Here is a 21344-nt window from a genome sequence, read left to right on the forward strand (position 1 = left end):
ATAGCTGAATTATTACTATGATAGTTATGCTCCTAGAGACAATATCACATTATTCTAATCAATGCCCACGCTGTTGAAATTGGCAATAATTGCCGCCCATCTATTGGTTTATCTGGTTGCTGCGGTTAACATCTGGATTTTTTCTTATCGGAGTGAATTCTATACCTCTGTAGTCAAGCTGCGATCGCTACCACTGATCTACTGTGGCTATGCTTGTTTTGCGATCGCTAACTCCTACGAAATGGCTGAACACATCGGGGATGACTGGGTTTATGTGAGCCAAATTTCTGATCTCAATCGGTTATTCTATACCTTCATTACTGCTGGCATGTGCTTGATTGCCCTGGGACTGAAAAAATCCCGCTTTCTGGATGTGATATTGGTTGCCAGCATGGTTGCTGTACCCCTACTTTATGGTGTGCAAGAGGGCAAAGGATTAATGCAGTTGGTGCAATTAGTTCCTTCGATCATTTTTGTATATAACTGGTACGTAGTTATGAGGGACTGGCGAGTTTTTCTATTCCCATTATTCGCAAATCTGATTGCCGTTGGTTTTGGTATGGCTCTGATTATTACCGGAGAGCAGGCGCTTCATCTGTTCGTCGGTTCTCCTTCAGCGATTGGCTTATTAATTCTTGGGCGAGTAGCGTGGGTAAAACCAAAAAGGCATTCCAAGGGATAACTTTAAGATGTTACAGAAAACGATTAAAAAAAACGACTGGTTACTTTACCAATAATTTGTTGAGAATCCACTAAACCAAACGAGCGGCTATCGGTACTTTCTAATCGGTTGTCTCCTTTAAGGAAACAACGTCCATCTTCGAGCACCAAAGTTACCCGTTTCACTAATCGCAAGTGGTTTTGGTAAGGGTGTCTAGCCACAACAATGTCACCAATCTTGGGCGGAATGTTCAGATAAGCTCTTGGATCAATTAAGATTTCCTCTCCTGGTTTGAACAGGGGAGTCATGGATACTCCTGTAACTCTGAAACGTAACCGTTTTCGCAATATCCAAAGTAGTAGCTCAGGAATACTGTTTTTGATAGAAAGCATTTGAATTAAGAATGTAGAATTAAGAATGTAGAATTAAGAATGTAGAATTAAGAATGTAGAATTAAGAATGTAGAATTAAGAATTAAGAATTAAGAATGTAGAATTAAGAATTAAGAATTAAGAATGTAGAATTAAGAATTAAGAATTAAGAATGTAGAATTAAGAATGTAGAATTAAGAATGTAGAATTAAGAATGTAGAATTAAGAATGTAGAATTAAGAATTAAGAATTAAGAATTCTACACTCTGCCTTCTACACTACTCTGCCTTCTACACTCTGCCTTCTACACTCTGCCTTCTACATCCCACATTCTGCATTCTGCATTCTGCATTCTACATTCTTAATTCACCATTCTGAGGTTTAGCTAGCCTTATACCAGACGATATCGCGATTCTTGGTTGCCCAGAAAATCTTGTGGATAGTCTCTACTGCCTCAAGTAGCTCATTGGCGTGCTCAAGGCTAACTTCCACCTTGCAGGCAGAGCATAACTTTGCGGCTTTCCAGAAGGTATCGTGTAGGTCTGGGAACTGCTCCAAGTGTACTGGCTTGAAATAGTCTGTCCACAGGATCAGTATTTCCTCTTTGGTCTTCTGAGCCTGCTCTTCCTTAATAGCAATGAACCGGGATAGGGTATTTTGGTAAGCAACTACTGCCGTTGGATCATTACTCGCAGGTGGCTCAAGATCAAGGATCTTCTTGGTCATGGAGAGTACTGCCTCAGCGGTGATACGTGCAGCAGCTGGGTCATACACCCCGCAAGGTCCATCGCAGTGGGCATGGACTTCTGGAGCAGGGAACCAGTCTTTGAGCTGGGCAATAACTTTTTTCAACATATTTTTTAGAGTTCGCTTGTGGTCAGAGCACGTGGTAAATATCGGTAAGAGAGGAATAGCCCAGGATAGCCAATGGCTAATCAGGGTTTTTGACAACCGACTAGACCAAGTTAGTTAACTAACTTAGTTAGCCCAATCTATTCCATCCCCCCCCTACCCATAGTAAGTTATAGCAATTTGTGTCCTAAATCGATAGTGGATTTGAAGATAGGGAGTGGGGAGTGGGGAATCGGGAATCGGGAATCGGGAGTCGGGAGATGAGGGGATCTCATCGAGTTTAGCGTTAGCGTAGCGGCTCCAAAGGAACATCGCACTAATTTAAACCGCAACTAATTAATTTAGCGCGAGGGTTTTGCGGACGCACTGACTTCACTGAGTTGTAAAAGCATTTAATTATACCAAATAACAATCCGAAATAAAAATAAATTTACATTTATTAATATTTTGTGTTACCTTAATTATAAAATTAGACAAACTTAAACTTAAATTCATGAATAGTAAAGAGTTAGCGCAATATATAGAAGCTACTGACGGCATCTCCAAACCCTGGTTACTGGTGCAACTGCGTCTGAAGAAACTTCAGGAGCGCCGCGCGACCCTATCATCGGAAGCTTATATCAGAGAACTAGAAGATATTCACCAGGATTTGATGAATTTAGGTCAATGGTGGGTAGGTAGAGAAGACGAAGTGTTCAATCCTTGAGGTTCGTTTAACGATAGAATCTGGATGACTATTCTATCGCTGGGACAAAACAGCCTGATCAGGTGGGTTAACTCTGAGGATCATGGGTAAAGCTAAAAAGAATAAGTCTGAATCTGAACAGACGACATTTGAATTCAAAAATAATACATCTGAATCTCAAAAGACAATATTTGAAGTTAAAAAGAATAATTCTGAATTTAAACAGACAATATTTGAAGTTAAAAAGAATACGTCTGAATCTCAACAGCTCACTATTGAGCTTAATCTGAGTGACACTGACTATTACTTCAATCGAGAACTGAGCTGGTTGGAGTTCAATAACCGAGTATTACATGAAGCAACGGACCCCCGAACGCCTCTGTTAGAGCGTCTGAAGTTCATGGCCATCTTTAGCTCTAACCTGGATGAATTCTTTATGGTGCGGGTGGCTGGTTTAAAACAACAGGTGCTAGCACAAGTTAGTAAACGGACACCCGATGGTCGGACACCTAGTGAACAACTCGATGCGATCAGAGTGCGGCTGTTACCGATGGTAACTCAACAGCATCAACACTGTGAGCAGGAACTGCGACCCCTGCTAGCCAAAGCAGGGATTTACATTCTGGACTACGTGGACTTGAACCAGAAACAGCGGAATTACCTGGAAAACTACTATTCCGAGCAAATTTTTCCAGTTCTGACTCCCCTGGCTGTAGACCCCAGCCATCCTTTTCCTTACATGTCCAATCTCAGCCTGAATCTGGCGGTAGTGGTCAAAGACCCGGAAACGGGAGCAGAATTGTTTGCTCGGGTGAAAGTTCCTAGAGTCTTAAAGCGCTTTGTTCCCCTCCCGGAAAAATTGCAGCAACAACAGAATGGAAAAACGACTAGTTGGACTGGTGTTCCTCTCGAACAAATCATTGCCCATAATTTGGAGTCTCTGTTTCCAGGGATGAAGATTCAGGAGTGTCATCCCTTCCGCATTACCCGCAATGCTGATTTGACAGTAGAGGAGTACGAGGCAGATGACCTGCTGATAGCGATTGAAGAGGAACTACGGAAACGACGGTTTGGACGTTCTGCCGTGCGCATGGAAATTCCTGTGACCACCTCCAAGTTAGTCAGGAAAACCCTGATGCGAGAGCTGGAACTGGAAGAAACCGATGTCTATGAATTCGACGGTCTGTTGGCACTGGGTGACTTGATGTCGTTGATGGCATTGCCACGGCCAGAATTGAAAAACCCTGTGTGGGAACCAGTGGTGCCCCGACGCCTGCGCTTTCCTATCGGGGAAGAGAATGTGGAAGATATCTTCAGCGTGATTCGCAGTAGGGATTTGCTGGTACACCATCCTTATCATTCCTTTAGCGCAACGGTAGAGCGCTTTATTACCCAGGCCGCTCAAGATCCAGATGTTCTAGCCATCAAAATGACCTTATATCGCACATCTGGTGACTCACCAATTATCGATGCCTTGATTAGAGCAGCAGAAAATGGTCAGCAAGTGTCGGTGCTCATAGAACTAAAGGCTCGTTTTGATGAAGAAAATAATATTGTTTGGGCAAGGAAGTTAGAACAGGCTGGAGTTCATGTGATCTATGGTTTGGTGGGTTTAAAAACTCACACTAAAATTGTGCTGGTGGTGCGTCGGGAGGCAGATAAAATTCGTCGGTATGTTCACATTGGGACGGGGAATTATAATTCTAAGACTGCCAAACTATATACTGATTTAGGACTATTGAGTTGCCGTGATGACTTAGGGGCAGATTTGACAGATTTGTTTAATTCTTTGACCGGTTACTCACGGCAAAAGTCTTATCGAAAGTTGTTGGTCGCACCATTTAGTTTACGCGATCGCATGATCGCAATGATTCAGCGGGAGATTGAACATTGCCGCAACGGGGCAACAGGTCGTATTGTTGCCAAAATGAATTCCCTACTAGACCCCAAGATTATTGCCGCCCTCTACAACGCCTCACAAGCTGGTGTAAAAATTGACTTGATTGTGCGGGGAATTTGTGGTCTGCGTCCTGGTCTTAAAGGAGTCAGTGAAAATATCCGTGTGGTGAGTGTCGTGGGTCGTTTTTTAGAACACTCACGGATTTTTTACTTCCAAAATCAGGGTCAAGACGAAGTCTATATTGGCAGTGCGGACTGGATGCGTCGTAATTTGGATCGACGGGTAGAAGCAGTGACACCAGTGGAAGACCCAGAGATTACCAAAGATTTGGAAGAAATCCTGGCAATTATGTTAGCAGATAACCGTCAAGCTTGGGATTTACAGCCTGATGGCACCTATATCCAACGACAGCCAGCTCCAGGGGTTAAAGAAGAATCGGCTCATCAGATTTTGATGGACATGGCGTTGCAATCAGCAGGGATGGGATAGTTGTAGAATTAAGAATGTAGAATTAAGAATGTAGAATTAAGAATGTAGAATGTAGAATGTAGAATGTAGAATTAAGAATGTAGAATTAAGAATGTAGAATTAAGAATGTAGAATTAAGAATGTAGAATTAAGAATGTAGAATTAAGAATGTAGAATTAAGAATGTAGAATTAAGAATGTAGAATTAAGAATGTAGAATTAAGAATGTAGAATTAAGAATGTAGAATTAAGAATGTAGAATTAAGAATGTAGAATTAAGAATGTAGAATTAAGAATGTAGAATTAAGAATTAAAGATTTAGGAGGGAGAATGGTGAATGGTGAATTAAAGATTTAGGAGGGAGAATGTAGGAGGTAAAACTTAGAAGGTAAAATGTAGGATTCTCAATTCTCAATTCTCAATTCTCAATTCTCAATTCTCAATTCTACATTCTACATTCTCAATTCTACATTCTAAATTTTCAAGCCAATCTTTTCCATAAACACTGTTGATGATGGCAGAGATGGTATAGCCCACCAGGGCTGATGTTCCTCTAGGGACTCCTGGTCATAGGGACCAGAGGCAACCGCAATCACACGAGCACCAATGGCTTTGCCACAGTGAATGTCATGGGGAGTATCGCCAATGACGTAAGTCTTTTGAGATGGGATCACACCATACTTCTCGGATGCGATCGCTAAAGCTTGTTCGGCAATATCAACTCTAGTTTCAGTTTTATCGGAAAATCCACCACCACTAAAGTAATCAGCCAAGCCATAATAGCTTAATTTTGCCTTTGCTCCTGCTTCGATATTTCCTGTGAGCAACATCGAAACCACATCAGTTCGATCATGCAAAGCATCTAGAATTTCAATTACCCCCTCCAGGACATATCCTTCTCGGCGGGGCAAACTTTGAGGCAAGTAGTTAACGTAGCCTTCCAGCAGTTGATCCACCAATTTCGGTTCTGGGGACAAACCGTACTGCTTTAGAATATTAGCAGCAATTATTGGGTCTGTCATTCCTGCAGTTTCTAGATTTGTCAGTGAAACCGTTTCACCAATTACCTCACTAGCCGCCTCTTCTAGGGCAAATATCCCGGCTCGTTTTGTGGTTAATAAAGTGCTGTCGATGTCCCAAAATAAAACGGTAGTCATTACAATTCTATGGTAATAGAACTTGAGGCAATAGTTGTTATTTAATTACCGTTATTATAACATTTATGTAAGCTATCAGCTATCAGCTATCAGCTATCAGCTATCAGCTATCAGCTATCAGCTATCAGCTATCAGCTATCAGCTATCAGCTATCAGCTATCAGCTATCAGCTATCAGCTATCAGCTATCAGCTATCAGCTATCAGCTATCATTTTTCAGCTATCAGCTATCAGCTATCAGCTATCAGCTATCAGCTATCAGCTATCAGCTATCCAGGGTAAGCGCAAGAAAAAATTGCCCATAATGTGCATTGGCTGGATATCGGTTGATCGTGGCTCGAAACCCCTATAATCTCGTAGAACTTGATTCTCAATAGAGTTTAATAGTTGAGAATGAACCCAGTTTTTTCTCAATAAGCTACAGCTTATTGATTCTTGCGCTTACCCTGTATCAGCTATCAGCTATCAGCTATCATTTTTCAGCTATCATTTTTCAGCTATCAGCTATCAGCTATCAGCTATCAGCTATCATTTTTCAGCTATCATTTTTCAGCATATGCGCGTAGCGCATATGCTTAGATGTGCTTTTCCCCATACTTTCCATTCTGATTAATCTCGAACTATTAAATTCTCCCGTTCAAGAAGGTTGATTTTAAGTAAGCTGACGGCTGACAGCTGACGGCTGAATGCTTATCTTGCCTCTTGCCTCTTGCCTCTTGCCTTGGCTTGAGGGAGTATATTCACAACTTAAATAAAAATGCTACATCATAGTTTTATTAATCTCAAATGCTAAGCTTTCAGCATCCAGCCCATGAGCACGAAGCACTTCCTGATTTTGACCGCATTTCGGAATATCAAATACTCCAAATTGCCTGACCTGTATTTGCCCAGACAATCCTAATTCTGCCAACCCACTTACAATCCGATCCCCCTGTCCTCCTATTACATAATGGTTATCCAGGGTAAACACCCAGGAGTAACCTTGGAGGATTTGTTCCAACCAGTCTAAATCCACAAAATTTAGCCAAGGCAAATTGACTACTTTTAGGGTGATACCGTGATTCTGAGCCAATAACTGGGCAGCTTGATAGGCTTGTGGCAGCAGCACGGGACCGTAACCAAATAAAATAGCGTCTTGCCCCTCAGTTAAGGCAATCCCCTGACCCAACTCCAACTGATAATCCTCTGGCAATTGATAGGGAATCTGACAGGGGATCGAGACTAGCCTGATATAGCAACTACTGATAGTTCGATGCAAACAGTAGTCTAGAGCTAGGGATACTTCTGCTTCATTAGCTGGTTCAATCATCACCATATTCGGTATCGCTCCTAGGGCAGAAATATCCCTTACCGATTGGTGAGAATGACCAGGACCACCGGGTAGCAACCCAGCTAGGGAGCCAACATAAATAATCTTAGTCCGTTCGGTAGCATTATTATAGATTTGCTCATTGGGTCTGGTGGATAGGAAACAAGCAAAGGAATGCACGATCGGCAGTAACCCTTTCAGTGCCATCCCCCCGGCCTGGGATACCATATCTTGTTCGGCAATGCCACACTCAAAGAACCGTTTCGGGAACTTGTCTTTAAAGGGAATCAAGCCACAATCGAGCATTAAATCCGCATCGAGTACCACCAGGTCTTGATTCCGTTCTGCTTGGGTAACCAAAGCTTTGGAATAGGCACTAACCAGTCGTTGCGCCCCATCAGCTACAGCAGGTTTGGCATAGGATAGCATCTCCAATGCTAAGGGGGATGCTCCAACTTGTTCCAATTGGGTATTGGCAGCAGCAATTAGTTCTGCGACTCCGGTCGTGTAGGCTTCATCATCCGGTGCGCCACTATGGAAGTGATATAAGTTGTCTTCTGGTCTGATGGCCGTGTGTTCCATAAAGGAGATTCCTTTGCCCTTAATGGTGTCAGCAATCAGGATTTTGGGCTGGTTAGTGACTGCTTTCAATTTTGCGATCGCATTCCCTAAAGCCTTGACATCATTACCATCACAGCGCTCAACATACCAGCCATAGGCCGCAAACTTCCGTTCCAAGTCCCCCAAGTCACTCACTTGGGACACCCAAGTATCGGACTGGATTTTATTATGATCCACAATCACAGTCATCTCATGGAATCCCAGATTTGCTGCTGGTTGGAGAGACTCCCAAAACTGACCCTCCTGCAACTCCCCATCCCCAGTTAATATATAAACATTTCCCTCTCGACCCATCAGCCGATTTGCGCTAATCATCCCCTTAGCCTTAGAAACCCCCATTCCCAAGGAACCAGTATTCGTTTCCAACAACGGAATCGAAATATCTGGATGACCAGGAAGTCCATCTAACCGCCTCAAGCTATGGATACGCTCAAACTCCAGCAAACCATGGCCAATCAAAACCGAGTAAAAACCCGGTACATCGTGACCCTTAGAGGAAAAATAAATATCCCGTGGTTGATTAGAGTTAGTTTTCCTAACCCGTAATTCATTTAAAAACAGCCAACAAACAATATCTAAACTACTAAAACTACTACCAATATGCCCTGAACCAGCCTGTTTTATCATATATAAAGTATTGATTCGACAGTAGGTAGCAAAAAGCTCAGTATGAGTTTCGGGAGTAATGTCTAAATCCTTCAGGCGTTCAAACTCCCGAAACGGGACTAGAGATAGATTTGTCATTTAATAAATATAACTAAATTGGTTTTTGACAGACGAGAGGTAAGTGAGCGTCTCCCTGTTCTATTAAATAGTTCACATACCACCAATCTTTCAAGTCATTAATATCTAATCCCTCATGATCATGGGTAATAAATGGCATAATCACCTTTCCAGCAATTGTATACTCTTCCAGCACTACTCTTGACCAAGCAATTTCTAAGCTAGCATTTTGCACATAGACCTCTGGCAAGGCCTGATAGGGAGTACTATGCCAGGGGGTATGGGGGGTTGAAGGTTGGGGGGTTGAAGGTTGGGGGGTTGAAGGTTGGGGGGTTGAAGGTTGGGGGGTTGAAGGTTGTTCGCGTAGCGTGGCCTTTTGGCCAAGGTTGGCTGGTTGGGTGGTTAGCTGGTTGAAGGTTGTTCGCGTAGCGTGGCCTTTTGGCCAAGGTTGTTGGCCTTTGGGGTTCGAGAAGGGTAGGTTGGGGGGTTGGAGGTTATGGTTAACCTGACAATTGCCTAATTCAAAAGTGTTCTGCTCAAGCAACGGTTTCATCAGGCTGCCGTTGAGTACCCACATTTTCCCAGGATGCTGCTGGCATTTCTCTACTGCCCGTAAGGAGTCTACTTGATCAGCTTGAGCCAAAAACGCTTGCCAAGCTCGTTGAATCGTCTGGGGTTGGCGACAAGGACTGGTTGGTCGCAGGATGCTGAAGCAATCAAAGTCTCGCCCCAGATTACTCAAATGCCTCAGGGTGTAATCAATCCACTCAATATCTGGTGACTTGTCGGTAGCATACTCTGGCGGACGCAAAAATGGTACCTCAGCGCTATAGTAACGAGCAATTTCCGCCACCTCTTCTGAGTCAGTGGAAACAATCACGGATGAGAACACTTGGCTTTGAGTTGCAGCAGCAATAGTATAAGCAATTAACGGATGCCCTTTTAAACGACGAATATTTTTACCAGGTACTCGTTTGGAACCAGCCCGGGCTGGAATTAGGGCAACTACTGTCGGAGTTTTAGAATCCACCAATTTTCTTGATCTTAGACAATAATCTTGCTGGCAAATTTTTGATCACCACTTTATAGTTTACAGAAATAGGGAATAGGTAAGCTATCAGCTATCAGCTATCAGCTATCAGCTATCAGCTATCAGTTATCAGCTATCAGCTATCAGCTATCAGCTATCAGCTATCAGCTATCAGCTATCAGCTTAAGCGCTACGCGCACGCTACGCGAACAGCTATCAGCTATCAGTTATAGCAATCCTAAACGAGGTTTATTTTCAGCTGACGGCTAACAGCTGACGGCTGACAGCTAACGGTAGTCGGGAGTATAACGGGCATCTTGCCCGTTACAATTTTACTAGTAATTGTTGGTTTTATAATAACTCATTATTGCAGTTAGTTATCTATTAGTAATTACTAATTTTAATACTTGTCAATATTGACAAGTATAGTGTATAATTATATATGGCTCAATCAATTACTTTAAGTACAAATTACTGGGTTTTAGGAAGTAGGGATTAGGTAGTAATAATTGCTCCTTGCCACCGTGAACTAAATCCCACAGCATTTCCTTAATAAGGAAATAAACTTGTTCGCGTAGCGTGGCCTTTTGCCCAAGGTAAATCATCTGGTAAATCATAAGTAGTAAAAACCCGTTCTAATAGAGCAATGGTAAAAATTAACATTCACAGCGTGTAATCGCAAATCACACTATAAAAATAACACCATAAACAGAATCTACACTAGTTTAATCAAAATAATAGCGGTGATACTACTTAGGATTTACACAGATTTTTTATTTTATGCCCTATTGCCTGTTACCTAAAATCCAAAACGTACTTCAACCAATTGATAACTACTATCGTAAACATTCTATTGCAGCAAAGCAAATGACAAACTCAGACCAGTTTGATACCCGTTTCAACCTTTTACTAACTGCCTTCGAGCGGATCACCCAACAGATTGAACAGCTCGGTCAAAGAACCGATTCTAATGCTCGTGCCATCGAGCAGACCAACCAACAGATTGAACGGATCAGCCAACAGATGGAACAGCTCGGTCACAGGATTGATTCTAATGCTCGTGCCATTGAAGCTCTAACCAATACTGTCCATGAGTTCAAACGAGATCGCGCTCAAGCATACTCTTTGATGGCAGATTTAGCTCAAAATCAATCCCGAATGTATGGGATGATGGCCAACTTAGATGAGCGACAGGAACAACTTTCCCAGCGACAGGGGGAGATTGTAGAAATTCTGAAGTTATTGACTCAATCTAATTAGGGTTTAGAACCACTAGCGTGAGCATTTAGCTATCAGTGATCAGCTATCAGCTCTCAGCTATCAGCTCTCAGCTATCAGCTCTCAGCTATCAGCTCTCAGTGATCAGTTTGACCCAGCAGTGGTGGGTTACGGGCAGCAACTTAACCCTGGCTACGAGGCGAAACATGAAGGCTCCCCTGAAGCACCACTAGCAGCTGACCGCTGACCGCTGACTGCTGATAGCTATTGAGAAAACACTAAACACTATTGCAGCAAATGACAAACTCAGACCAGTTTGATACCCGTTTCAATCTTTTACTAACTGCGATCGAGCAGATTAGCCAACAAATTGAACAGCTTCGTCAAAGAACCGATTCTAATGCTCGTGCCATTGAAGCTTTAACCGATACTGTCAATGAGTTCAAACGCGTTCGCGTAGCGTGGCCAAAGGCCATCGCTCTCAACTGTATTCTGTAATGGCTAATTTAGCACAATCTCAGTCTAATTTATTTCAATCTCAGGCTAATTTAGCGGACAGTCAATCCCGAATGTATGGCATTATGGAAAATTTAGATGAGCGACAGGAACAACTTTCTCAGGGACAGGAACAACTGTCTAACCGACAGGGGGAGATTGTAGAAATTCTGAAATTATTGACTCAATCTAATTAGGGTTTATAACCACTAGCGTAAGCTATCAGCTATCAGTGATCAGCTATCAGCCTATGGGCTACAGATGGTGCTACTGTTCGCCCAGCGTTCCCGTAGCGTGGCCTTTGGCTGACCGCTGACCGCTGACCGCTGACTGCTGATAGCTCTTGAGAAAACACTAAACACTATTGCAGCAAATGACAAACTCAGACCAGTTTAATACCCGTTTTAACCGTTTACTAACTGCCATTGAGCGCATCGACCAACAGATTGAACAGCTCGGTCACAGAATTGAACAGCTTCGTCAAAGAACAGATTCTAATGCTTGTGCTATCGAAGCCCTAACCGATACTGTCAATGAGTTCAAACGAGACCGCGCTCGACTGTATTCTGTGATGGCTGATTTAGCAAACTCTCAGTCTAATTTAGCTCAAAGTCAATCCCGAATGTATGGCCTAATGGAGAACTTAGATGAGCGACAAGAACAACTTTCCCAGCGACAGGAACAACTGTCTAACCGACAGGGTGAGATTGTAGAAATTCTGAAATTATTGACTAAATCTCAACCAGCTTAAATCTAAGCTATCAGCCCTCAGCTATCAGCGGTCAGCTGAGGGCTGATAGCTGAATGCTTAAGCAAAAGGGGCAAGGGAGATTTATATCAATTGTTTTGGTTCCCTTCTAGTAAACTATCCAGCTTATTTTCAATGGTGTTAAGTTTCCTGAGAATAGTGGGACGGTCATCATCGATAGCTATTAACATCCGAGTCAATCCTTCCTCAACTCTGGTAACTCTATTGACAACCTCTTCCATGGTCTGAATTCTCTCTCCATGGTCATTGGCAATAGCTTCTACAGAACGAGCTAATGACTGCACCACTGCTTCAACCTCTTCCATGGTCTGAATTCTCTGTTGATGATCATTAGTAAGAGCTTCTACAGAACGAGCTAATGACTCCACCACTGCTTCAACATTTTCAATGGTATGAATTCTCTGTTGATGGTCATTAGCAAGAGCTAGTACAGAACGGGCTAATGACTCCACCACTGCTTCAATCCGGTCTAATCTATCGTTGTTATTACTCACTGCTATAGCATTTATAAATAGCTTATGAACACCAATACTAATTTAGTATAGCATTTCGATTTAGTATAGCATTTCCTGTAGTAATTTAATAAAAATATTACCGCTTTTTACATTACCCAAAATCCCTTTATACTCGATTAATTATTGCCTGTTGGGTGCATCTCACTTTTGCCTAATTTCAAAACTGAGATGCACCGGTACCTACTCCCTACTCCCTACTCCCTACTCCCTACTCCCTACTCCCTTTCCTAATACCTTACTCACAAATCAGTTTTTTATTACTGATGAGTAATTGAGGCTAAACCTTTTGTTTAGATGGGGAAGGTTTCAGCTTACGTTTGATGGTTGAAGCTAAGCCGAGAATGGCAAGGGTAAAGATACTTATACTATGAGTGGGTTCAGGGACAATCACCGGTTTCGCAGAAAAACTAATCGGCAACTCGCTATCTTCTGGTCCAAAATTTTCAAAACCAGTGATAAATGGCGGTGCTGAAAAAATTTCAAAAAAACTAGGGGGCTGCAAAAAACTAGCGAAAAAGACATTAACAAAGTTTCCAGCTGAGGTGGAAAACCCAAAGCCGTCAGTTGTTAACTGATTACCATCAATACTAATTAAATTGTCAACCTCGAAAGGTTCGTTTCCCGGTGTAGAAGTACCAGTAGGTTGCAAACCAGTAATTGTTTCGGTGTTGCGGGTGCCAGTAATTTCAGAAATCAGGAAAAAACCCAAATCATCAGGAGTATCATTAGTAGTGAAAGTACCACTGGCTTCGATACCAGGAGCAGAATAACTCCAGTTCCAATTTAAAGCTGAAGCTGCCTGGGGTGCCACCAAAACCAATCCAGAGGTAGCAATCAGGAGTGTGCCAGATAGCAGAGTTAGATTTTTCATAGAAACCTTGGGTTGATCAAAACTGTAATTTAGACTAAACATTGAATAATATAGCGTTTCTCTCAGTTATGAGGTACGCTTTTCAACTTCAAAGTCCCCCTTAATAAGGGGGATTTAGGGGGATCAAGTTGTACCTTATGGGATATAGAATTAAATAATAACTCAATACATGAAGCCGCACAACATGATTATCCGAGATGCAGAAATAAGGGATCGTGAGAGCGTGCGCTCCTTACATATGTCAGCCTTTCCTACCGGGGAGGGTGATCTTGTGGCATCTCTCGCTGATGACCTCATATCCAATATTACCGAGCCATGTACCTTATCATTGGTAGCAGTCGATGACAATAAAATAATTGGAAACGTTGCATATAGTCCTGTATTTATTTCCGAAAAACAAGATTTTCATGGCTATATTCTGGCACCACTCGCTGTTAAGCCAGAATGCCAAGGTAATGGTATCGGGAGTCAACTAATTGATGCTGGGATTAAGAGATTGCGTAGTATGAATGTGAATATTGTCTTCGTGTATGGTGATCCTAGGTATTATCAACGATTTGGCTTTAAGGCAGAGTTGGCAACACATTTCATTCCTCCATATCCATTGCAGTGGCCTTTTGGTTGGCAGGCGCTCCTACTTGGCGAGATAGAGGAGCCATGTGCTGCTGTAAATATCAAATGCGTAAAGTCTTTAAATAATCCTAAACTATGGTGATAGGTTGCTAGGATTGCTATAACACTTTTATTTATGCTTTAAAACCCTAGTATTTTCGTTAGTTTGAGCCGATTTGCCAAATTGGGATCTTCCCAATAGATTCTTCAAATTACCGGAAATAGTGCGGGTTGTAGGATGTTCCTTTCCCAACTGCTTGACAGCAATCTGTAGAGCCTGTTGGTAAAGGAGTTTAGCTTCTTGGTAGCGCCCCTGGCTTGAGTACAGAGAAGCCAGGTTGTTGAGGCTTTGTGCTACATTTGGGTGTTGTTGACCCAGCAAGCGTTGCCTCAACTCTAATGCTTCGAGGTAGAGGGTTTCGGCCTGTTCGTATCGCCCCTGACGCTCGTACAGTACTGCCAGGTTGTTGAGGCTGGTGGCCACATCTGGGTGTTGTTGACCCAGCAGGCGTTTCTTCAGCTCTAAGGCTTCGAGGTAGAGGGGTTCGGCCTGTTCGTATCGACCCTGGCGCTCGTACAGTACTGCCAGGTTGTTGAGGCTGGTGGCCACATCTGGGTGTTGTTGACCCANCAGGCGTTTCCTCAGTTCTAAGGCTTCCAGGTAAAGGGGTTCGGCCTGTTCGTATCGACCCTGGCGCTCGTACAGATAAGCCAAGTTGTTGAGGCTAGTGGCCACATCTGGGTGTTGTTGACCAAGGAGGCGTTTCCTCAGCTCTAAGGCTTGCTGGTACAGGGGTTCCGCTTCTTGGTACCGCCCCTGGCTCTCGTACAGTCCTGCCAGGTTGTTGAGTGTGGTAGTCACATCTGGATGTTCTTGACCAAGGAGGCGTTTCCTCAGCTCTAAGGCTTCCAGGTAGAGGGGTTCCGCTTCCCAGTAGCATCCCTGGCGCTCGTACAGATAAGCCAGGTTGTTGAGGCTGGTGGCCACATCTGGGTGTTGTTGATCCAGCAGGCGTTTCCTCAGCTCTAAGGCTTGCTGGTACAGGGGTTCCGCTTCTTGGTACCGCCCCTGACTCTCGTAAAGTCCTGCCAGGTTGTTGAGGCTTTCTGCCACATCTGGGTGTTGTTGACCCAGCAGGCGTTTCCTCAGGTCTAAGGCTTGCTGGTACAGGGGTTCCGCTTCTTGGTACCGCCCCTGGCTCTCGTACAGTACTGCCAGGTTGTTGAGGCTGCTTGCCACATCTGGGTGTTGTTGACCCAGCAAACGTTTCCTCAGGTCTAAGGCTTGCTGGTACAGGGGTTCCGCTTCTTGGTAGCGTCCCTGGCTCCAGTATACTAAAGCCAGGTTGTTGAGGCTGGTGGCTACATCTGGGTGGTGTTGACCCAGCAGGCGTTTCCTCAGGTCTAAGGCTTGCTGGTACAGGGGTTCCGCTTCTTGGTAGCGTCCCTGGCTTGAGTACAGTCCGGCCAGGTGGTTGAGGACGATTGCTACATATGGGTGCTCTTGACCCAGGAGGCGTTGCGTCAGGTCTAAGGCTTGTAGGTAAAGGGGTTCCGCTTCTTGGTACCGCCCCTGGCTTTTGTACAGTCCGGCCAGGTTGTTGAGGCTGGTTGCCACATTAGGGTGGTGTTGACCCAGCAGGCGTTTCATCAGGTCTAAGGCTTGCTGGTAAAGGGGTTCGGCTTCTTGGTAGCGCCCCTGGCTTTTGTACAGTCCGGCCAGGTTGTTGAGGCTTCTTGCCACATCTGGGTGTTCTTCACCCAGCAGGCGTCTCCTCAGGTCTAAGGCTTGCTGGAAGAGGGGTTCGGCTTCTTGGTAGCGCCCCTGGCTTTTGTACAGTCCGGCCAGGTTGTTGAGGCTGGTGGCCACATCTGGGTGTTGTTGACCCAGCAGGCTTTGCCTCAGGTCTAAGGCTTGCTGGTACATCGGTTCCGCTTCTTGGTAGCGCCCCTGGCTCTGGTACAGTAAAGCCAGGTTGTTGAGGCTTTCTGCTACATATAGGTGTTCTTCACCCAAGCGCTCTCTAACCGTTGATAAGCATTGCTGATACCAAGGCAATGCTTGCTGGTAAGCTCCTTGACCCTGGTAAAAGCGGGCTAAGCCCACAAAAGGCCAGATTAAATCTTCGTCATTTAAGTAATCCTTGTGCTTAGTGACAACTTCCACCAGGTGAGGGATAGCAGGAGTAATTGCTAGAATGTCTGACTGAGTTGGGGTATGAGGAATATCCTTTGCTATTGCTACGATAGCTGAACAAAAGCCCTGTTTGAGGATTTCAATATCAGCTAATTGTTCCCCCTTGATACTCAAAAATTCTCTAATCCGTTCCTGAAGTTGGTAGGTATTATCATCCAACTTCTGTAGTAAATACTTTTGAACTAAGATATCACGATTAACTACCAAATCAAAGTTTAAGCTAGCAGCTGAAGCAGCCTGGGATACTAATGACCAGGAAATAGGAGCTAAAGCAAATAAACTCAAGAGACCAGCCATGGTTTGAGCTGAAGACTGTAAAGAATCCCAATTGAGTTCCAGCACAACATCTGTTGTACTACAGTCACCTTCTTGAGATTGCTTTTGCTCTAGGAGCAATAAAATTTCTTCTAGCATCATGTACTCCCTGGCTTTGAGAACAGCCCTGCCAAAGTGTATAAAGCTAAAGGTTCAAAGCGAACTTTTTGACAGAGTGTTTTGGCAAACTCTAGCTCTTGTTGATCAAACTCTTGCCTTAACAAGTTTGCTAATAATTCTAGAGCCTCTGTTTCTGGTAATCCCCCTAGAGGAATTGACGCATAGGGTAACTGTGAGCTACGTGTAGTGATTAATACCCTGAATCGAGAACCCATGGGCGGTAAGTAGTCTTTGATTTGCTTGATATCAGTGACATTATCGAAAACCAATAAAACTTTACCTGGTTGCCACTTTCTCCAGCAATAAGCCAGTTGGCTAGCAATGCTGAGATTTTCAGGAATCTTAAAACTAGGAAAATCATTCACAAATGCAAATTCCGAGAGCTGGGTTACAATATCGACTCCCTTGAAATACAACCAACAACATCCACCGGGATAATCTTCTAATTTGTACCAAGAGTATTGAATTGCTAGTTCTGTTTTCCCTACTCCCCCCTTACCTGTGCGATCAGTAATCGCCACAATAGTATTGTCTTGCAATAGCTGATGTAACTTTTCCAGTGGCTGGTGTCTATCCACAAACTTACAGGCTTGAGTACTGGGTATATTGTGGGAAATTTCAAAGGGATTAGGATGATAATCCTCCCGATCACCATCCCAACTGCGCCGATAAAAATAGGTTGGTAGTTGTTGTTTATTTAAACTAGCAAATTGTTGTTTAACGTGCTTAGCAACTGCTGGCATATCTGGCAGCCAGTCATGGTGCGCCAACGCTTCTCTTACTGCTTGGGAAAAGTATCCCATTTTTTCTGAGGAGTTAACTTTGGCTGTCTCCCCTTCTCTAGTAGCTAGTAAGACAAACTGTTGACTGTCTTTCCTAGGTTGACCACTAGGAAACTGTTTCCCTCCCAAATTGGTTGGTCGCCCTTTTGACTCTAAAACATAATTAGCACAAGCATCGACTATACAAATATGATGTGGAATTTTAAAGGCATCTGAACCTAAAAGCAGTAACAGGGAATTAAAATCTAGATTCTGCCAATTATTTTTACTAGCATCAGCACAAAGTAGCCTGCGATTCCGCTCCGAAGTAATTAAACCATGACCAGCCCAAAACATAAACAGTAAATCTCCGTTTTTTTGGGACAGGTCATTGGTAATGATATCAACTAGATTATGCTCCGTTGCTGGCTTTGACGTTATCTCAAATTCCTTAACCAGTTCACTATTTTCAGTTAAAGGAGACAAACAGAGCTTGATATTATCTGTTGGCACTGCTTGTGATAACAACCAATCAGCAAACTTGATGGCATCATGAACGGGACCATTAACATTCCAGTTTGTTGCTTGATAGTTCTCGATACCGACAATCAACCCATAGGTTTTTTCTGGCCTAGCATTAATGGTCATGGAGTGCATCTCACTTTTATAAATGTCCCGTAGGGTGCGTTAGGGGCGGACTTGCCATGATTTTTTGCGTAGCCAGGGTTGTGATAGCCCGCCCCGTAACGCACCACCGGTTCAAACAGCAAATATGAGATGAACCCATAGTCATGGTAATCGCGGGATAATTGCTTTCCAGGTAGCTGGGTTTGTCCAATAAGCACTATGAGCTTGGGGAAACGGTTGTTTACTATCCACCAAAACATCCTGCACTTTATTAGGGAATAGAGTAGCGCCAATGTAACTAAGGAAATCGCGTGAATCATAAATATTCAACCACTCCGGAAAAAAGTCGGGCAGAGGCTGACCAAATTCTAGGCTATATAAGCCATTAATTTCGTATAAAAAGGGAGCTTGAGAACCAACTGTAATTAATAATGTCACCTGTGCCATTGGTTCAGTTACCAGTAAATCAACACAAGCAATCCCTCCTAAACTATGGGCTAATATAACAACTGGTGGTTCAGCATCTTCTATAGTTTTTTGGATAAAATCACGTATTTTATGACCCCGACTTTGATAGAGTATAATATCACCAGGTGTAGGAGTATTTGCTTCAGTAATTGCACCCCTCTTACTCCTCACCCAAGCTGTCGCTGGACCCGCCAATAAGGAAAGTGGTTTCTGGATCCAGTCACCCAATCCCAAGTCTTCCTCCTTACCCAAAGCATTACTGAGTGATTTCACGAGTTGATCACGCAATTCCGGATCAGGAAGGATGAAGCCATGGTGGTGCTGCTGAGAGTCAAAAATTGCCTGAGCAACAATTGCTCTTGCGATAGTATCATAACAGTCACTATCTGAATCAGAGACTTGGTTTAATACTTCTTGATAAACAGCACTGCGAGTAACATGGCGTCGTGCCTGATCAAACACCTCTGCTATGCCCGCTGCTTGTAATTTTTCTTGCAATTCTCCAGTAGGAATCAAATCCAGCAACCGGTCATGTAATTGATCACCCGGTTGTTCTCCAAAGGGATTACTATCACCACCAGTCCTAGGTTTAAACGACAACAATCCCAACTCATAAAGGGGATTGCGATATAACTCCTGCCAAAGAATAATAGTTTGATCCTCTTCTTCTCCCTGATCCAGAGCTAAGGTAGCATCATACAAGGGTATCGATGCCCCTTCAGCATTGAGCTTACTCCCAAATTGCTCACCCCAAAAGCAAGGAACAACGGTAATATCTGGACGTTGTTTTGTGACAAAACCCTCAACTATCTTAAAGGTTTGCTCATAGGCAGCTTGCCTAACCCCTGTGCCATGGACAAATACGAGAGTTGTCATAGTTGAGAAGATAGTTGATCAATATCTATATATTTTACTGTGAGCGGTCAGCGGTCAGCGGTCAGGGGTCAGCGGTCAGGGGTCAGCCGTCAGCGGTCAGCGGTCAGCCGTCAGCAGACTTAACTCAGATTAAAAGAATGCTTATATCTTTTATTCAAAAGCTGAAAGGTAAGCATATGCCCTACGTGCAGGCTACTTGATGTGACTTCAGCTGATAGCTGTTCGTGTAGCGTGCGCGTAGCGCATAAGCTGATAACTGATAACTGACCGCTAGCTGATAGCACCTCAAGTAGCGTGGCCAACGGCCTTTAGCTGATAGCTGATAACTGACCGCTGATAACTGACCGCTAGCTGATAGCTGATAACTGACCGCTGATAACTGACCGCTAGCTGATAGCTGATAACTGACCGCTGATAACTGACCGCTAATAGCTGATAGCTGATAGCTTAGATAAAAAAATTCGGTCAAGTTTGGTTTAACCCAAATGCTTGACCGAATTCTATTGTGTAAACCTAATTGAGTACAGCTTAGCTGTCATCAAATCCAAACAAAAACTGAATCAAGGAATCCATTCTTATCAAGTTACTCAGGTACTGCTTTCCAGCAAGCACATCCTAACTCTGTTTACATTATACCCGATACTTTTTAGCTACCAAAGTCTACCAAGATAGACCTTGGCCCGCCAATGCAAGATGCAATAGCATCCAGGGGGTATCTCCCAAAGCTCTCAGGAATATCCCGCGAGCGCCATAAAAATGTCAAAACGTTAGTTCCACCGTAGGTCGAGAGCGCAACTATTAAACCCTTGGTTTTCGGCTTTAATTTAAGTTACATAATAATCCCTGTCGGTGTTACCCTAATTTAAGTCTAACAAATAATAAAAGTTTTTGGTAGACTCTGCGACATTTTCTCTAGCTGTTTACTAACCCTCCACGTAAGCATTCAGTAGTCAGCCGTCAGTGGTCAGTGGTCAGTGGTCAGTGGTCAGTGGTCAGTGGTCAGTGGTCAGTGGTCAGTGGTCAGTGGTCAGCCGTTGGCCACGCTACGCGAATGGCTGATAACTGATACGCGACACGCTGATACGCGACACGCTGATAGCTGATAGCTTAAAAATAACCTCCACAATTCTTGGCCGCCAGGGCGGCAAACCCTGGCAAAACCCTATCCTAATCTAGATATAAATACCGAATCAAGGTGGTCATCACCTCACCAGGATTTTCCGTAGGCTCGGGAGTGCTCCACTCATCGGGATAGGCGTATTTAAGGCCATAAATGGCATAAATAGTATGCCGAACTTGTTTAGGAGAACCAATCAAGATGTGCTTGACTTTCTTAGGTTTGCGACCTTGATTGTCAGGGTTTTGATTGTCATCGGAGTTGGGGTTAATGTTTTGATTCATGACCAGTAATTAGTGTAAATGGTTTACACTATAAATATATTAATAAATTAATATATTGTCAAGGGGTTTAGGAATTTTTTTTGTTACGAAATATGGAGATTGTGGAGAGGGTGGGGAGTGTTTAAAGTGTGGCCAGGGTGGGAATATCAAATAGTTTTTATTTGTTTACATTTTTGATAAAAATAATCCTATAGAGTTAGGGCAGCAGTAATCGTAGGGTGGGCAGTGCTTCATAGCAATTAAAAAGCTTGTAATCGGTTGAATCGGCACTGCCCACCGACAGTAACTTAGGGAAGTATGGGGCAGCAGTAATCGTAGGGTGGG

The 21344-nt window shown here is 43.5% G+C and carries 24 protein-coding genes; 10 read left to right on the forward strand and 14 right to left on the reverse strand.

Going from position 1 to position 21344, the window contains the following annotated elements; genetic code table 11:
• Positions 1–61 precede the first annotated feature (61 nt).
• A complete protein-coding gene (locus tag LYNGBM3L_RS09695; protein WP_008181881.1) occupies positions 62–682 on the forward strand; it encodes a hypothetical protein in 621 nt (206 codons plus the stop codon).
• Between the two features lie 23 nt (positions 683–705).
• On the opposite strand, the gene sodX is transcribed toward LYNGBM3L_RS09695, so the two are convergent.
• From sodX to LYNGBM3L_RS43185, 3 genes are all read right to left on the reverse strand, one after another.
• Positions 706–1053 (reverse strand): nickel-type superoxide dismutase maturation protease, encoded by a 348-nt coding sequence (gene sodX, locus LYNGBM3L_RS09700; RefSeq protein ID WP_071986846.1) that lies wholly within the window; start codon positions 1051–1053, stop codon positions 706–708.
• A 360-nt stretch (positions 1054–1413) separates the two neighbouring features.
• Positions 1414–1887: a superoxide dismutase, Ni gene (gene sodN, locus LYNGBM3L_RS09705; RefSeq protein ID WP_008181886.1), complete on the reverse strand. Its 474-nt coding sequence runs from the start codon at positions 1885–1887 to the stop codon at positions 1414–1416.
• A 153-nt stretch (positions 1888–2040) separates the two neighbouring features.
• Positions 2041–2196, reverse strand: a complete 156-nt coding sequence (locus LYNGBM3L_RS43185) for a hypothetical protein (protein WP_154659736.1) — start codon at positions 2194–2196, stop codon at positions 2041–2043.
• Positions 2197–2377: 181 nt separating this feature from the next.
• On the opposite strand from LYNGBM3L_RS43185, the gene LYNGBM3L_RS09710 reads away from it, so the two are divergent.
• A complete protein-coding gene (locus tag LYNGBM3L_RS09710; protein ID WP_008181887.1) occupies positions 2378–2590 on the forward strand; it encodes a hypothetical protein in 213 nt (70 codons plus the stop codon).
• A gap of 82 nt (positions 2591–2672) precedes the next feature.
• Positions 2673–4958 carry an RNA degradosome polyphosphate kinase gene (locus LYNGBM3L_RS09715; protein WP_008181888.1) on the forward strand — a complete coding sequence of 762 codons (2286 nt, stop codon included), beginning with the start codon at positions 2673–2675 and terminating at the stop codon, positions 4956–4958.
• A gap of 451 nt (positions 4959–5409) precedes the next feature.
• Here LYNGBM3L_RS09715 and LYNGBM3L_RS09720 read toward each other — a convergent pair whose 3' ends face one another.
• The 3 genes from LYNGBM3L_RS09720 to LYNGBM3L_RS46435 form a co-directional block, all read right to left on the reverse strand.
• On the reverse strand, positions 5410–6093 hold the full coding sequence (locus LYNGBM3L_RS09720) for an HAD hydrolase-like protein (RefSeq protein WP_008181889.1): 684 nt from the start codon (positions 6091–6093) through the stop codon (positions 5410–5412).
• A 759-nt stretch (positions 6094–6852) separates the two neighbouring features.
• Positions 6853–8766 (reverse strand): thiamine pyrophosphate-binding protein, encoded by a 1914-nt coding sequence (locus tag LYNGBM3L_RS09730; RefSeq protein ID WP_008181893.1) that lies wholly within the window; start codon positions 8764–8766, stop codon positions 6853–6855.
• A 13-nt stretch (positions 8767–8779) separates the two neighbouring features.
• Positions 8780–9775 carry an acylneuraminate cytidylyltransferase family protein gene (locus LYNGBM3L_RS46435; RefSeq protein ID WP_052308418.1) on the reverse strand — a complete coding sequence of 332 codons (996 nt, stop codon included), beginning with the start codon at positions 9773–9775 and terminating at the stop codon, positions 8780–8782.
• An 867-nt stretch (positions 9776–10642) separates the two neighbouring features.
• On the opposite strand from LYNGBM3L_RS46435, the gene LYNGBM3L_RS09745 reads away from it, so the two are divergent.
• From LYNGBM3L_RS09745 to LYNGBM3L_RS47185, 3 genes are all read left to right on the forward strand, one after another.
• Positions 10643–11035: a hypothetical protein gene (locus tag LYNGBM3L_RS09745; RefSeq protein ID WP_131827420.1), complete on the forward strand. Its 393-nt coding sequence runs from the start codon at positions 10643–10645 to the stop codon at positions 11033–11035.
• A gap of 255 nt (positions 11036–11290) precedes the next feature.
• The gene (locus tag LYNGBM3L_RS47180) at positions 11291–11491 is read left to right on the forward strand and encodes a hypothetical protein (protein ID WP_008181902.1); all 201 of its coding nucleotides are present in this window, start codon (positions 11291–11293) and stop codon (positions 11489–11491) included.
• Positions 11491–11685: a hypothetical protein gene (locus tag LYNGBM3L_RS47185; protein WP_008181903.1), complete on the forward strand. Its 195-nt coding sequence runs from the start codon at positions 11491–11493 to the stop codon at positions 11683–11685. The genes LYNGBM3L_RS47180 and LYNGBM3L_RS47185 overlap by 1 nt, the downstream gene beginning before the upstream one ends.
• Before the next feature lie 32 nt (positions 11686–11717).
• Here LYNGBM3L_RS47185 and LYNGBM3L_RS48525 read toward each other — a convergent pair whose 3' ends face one another.
• Positions 11718–11843 (reverse strand): hypothetical protein, encoded by a 126-nt coding sequence (locus LYNGBM3L_RS48525; protein WP_267872007.1) that lies wholly within the window; start codon positions 11841–11843, stop codon positions 11718–11720.
• Between the two features lie 18 nt (positions 11844–11861).
• On the opposite strand from LYNGBM3L_RS48525, the gene LYNGBM3L_RS09760 reads away from it, so the two are divergent.
• Positions 11862–12239, forward strand: coding sequence for a hypothetical protein (locus tag LYNGBM3L_RS09760; protein WP_008181905.1), 378 nt, complete (start codon positions 11862–11864; stop codon positions 12237–12239).
• An 86-nt stretch (positions 12240–12325) separates the two neighbouring features.
• Here LYNGBM3L_RS09760 and LYNGBM3L_RS45610 read toward each other — a convergent pair whose 3' ends face one another.
• Positions 12326–12751 carry a hypothetical protein gene (locus LYNGBM3L_RS45610; RefSeq protein ID WP_008181906.1) on the reverse strand — a complete coding sequence of 142 codons (426 nt, stop codon included), beginning with the start codon at positions 12749–12751 and terminating at the stop codon, positions 12326–12328.
• A gap of 151 nt (positions 12752–12902) precedes the next feature.
• Here LYNGBM3L_RS45610 and LYNGBM3L_RS43190 point away from each other — a divergent pair, with 151 nt between their 5' ends.
• A complete protein-coding gene (locus LYNGBM3L_RS43190; protein WP_154659737.1) occupies positions 12903–13043 on the forward strand; it encodes a hypothetical protein in 141 nt (46 codons plus the stop codon).
• Positions 13044–13049: 6 nt separating this feature from the next.
• Here LYNGBM3L_RS43190 and LYNGBM3L_RS09770 read toward each other — a convergent pair whose 3' ends face one another.
• Entirely contained in the window at positions 13050–13643 is a 594-nt protein-coding gene (locus LYNGBM3L_RS09770; protein WP_044492566.1) for a hypothetical protein, read from the reverse strand.
• Between the two features lie 184 nt (positions 13644–13827).
• Here LYNGBM3L_RS09770 and LYNGBM3L_RS09775 point away from each other — a divergent pair, with 184 nt between their 5' ends.
• On the forward strand, positions 13828–14358 hold the full coding sequence (locus tag LYNGBM3L_RS09775) for a GNAT family N-acetyltransferase (RefSeq protein ID WP_044492567.1): 531 nt from the start codon (positions 13828–13830) through the stop codon (positions 14356–14358).
• Between the two features lie 27 nt (positions 14359–14385).
• On the opposite strand, the gene LYNGBM3L_RS09780 is transcribed toward LYNGBM3L_RS09775, so the two are convergent.
• The 3 genes from LYNGBM3L_RS09780 to LYNGBM3L_RS09790 all read right to left on the reverse strand — a co-directional run bounded on the left by LYNGBM3L_RS09780 (position 14386) and on the right by LYNGBM3L_RS09790 (position 19619).
• Positions 14386–16866: a tetratricopeptide repeat protein gene (locus LYNGBM3L_RS09780; protein ID WP_008181909.1), complete on the reverse strand. Its 2481-nt coding sequence runs from the start codon at positions 16864–16866 to the stop codon at positions 14386–14388.
• Complete coding sequence (locus LYNGBM3L_RS09785; RefSeq protein WP_008181912.1) at positions 16866–18296, reverse strand: caspase family protein; 1431 nt, start codon at positions 18294–18296, stop codon at positions 16866–16868. The genes LYNGBM3L_RS09780 and LYNGBM3L_RS09785 overlap by 1 nt, the downstream gene beginning before the upstream one ends.
• 141 nt (positions 18297–18437) lie before the next feature.
• On the reverse strand, positions 18438–19619 hold the full coding sequence (locus LYNGBM3L_RS09790; RefSeq protein ID WP_008181916.1) for a hypothetical protein: 1182 nt from the start codon (positions 19617–19619) through the stop codon (positions 18438–18440).
• Positions 19620–19633: 14 nt separating this feature from the next.
• On the opposite strand from LYNGBM3L_RS09790, the gene LYNGBM3L_RS40275 reads away from it, so the two are divergent.
• The gene (locus LYNGBM3L_RS40275) at positions 19634–19819 is read left to right on the forward strand and encodes a hypothetical protein (RefSeq protein WP_131827191.1); all 186 of its coding nucleotides are present in this window, start codon (positions 19634–19636) and stop codon (positions 19817–19819) included.
• Here LYNGBM3L_RS40275 and LYNGBM3L_RS45615 read toward each other — a convergent pair.
• Together LYNGBM3L_RS45615 and LYNGBM3L_RS09800 are read right to left on the reverse strand one after the other, a co-directional pair.
• On the reverse strand, positions 19801–20088 hold the full coding sequence (locus tag LYNGBM3L_RS45615) for a hypothetical protein (RefSeq protein WP_008181917.1): 288 nt from the start codon (positions 20086–20088) through the stop codon (positions 19801–19803). The genes LYNGBM3L_RS40275 and LYNGBM3L_RS45615 overlap by 19 nt on opposite strands.
• A gap of 698 nt (positions 20089–20786) precedes the next feature.
• The gene (locus LYNGBM3L_RS09800) at positions 20787–21020 is read right to left on the reverse strand and encodes a hypothetical protein (RefSeq protein WP_008181918.1); all 234 of its coding nucleotides are present in this window, start codon (positions 21018–21020) and stop codon (positions 20787–20789) included.
• Positions 21021–21344 lie beyond the last annotated feature (324 nt).

The organism is Moorena producens 3L (genome assembly GCF_000211815.1).
GTDB classification, from domain to species: domain Bacteria; phylum Cyanobacteriota; class Cyanobacteriia; order Cyanobacteriales; family Coleofasciculaceae; genus Moorena; species Moorena producens.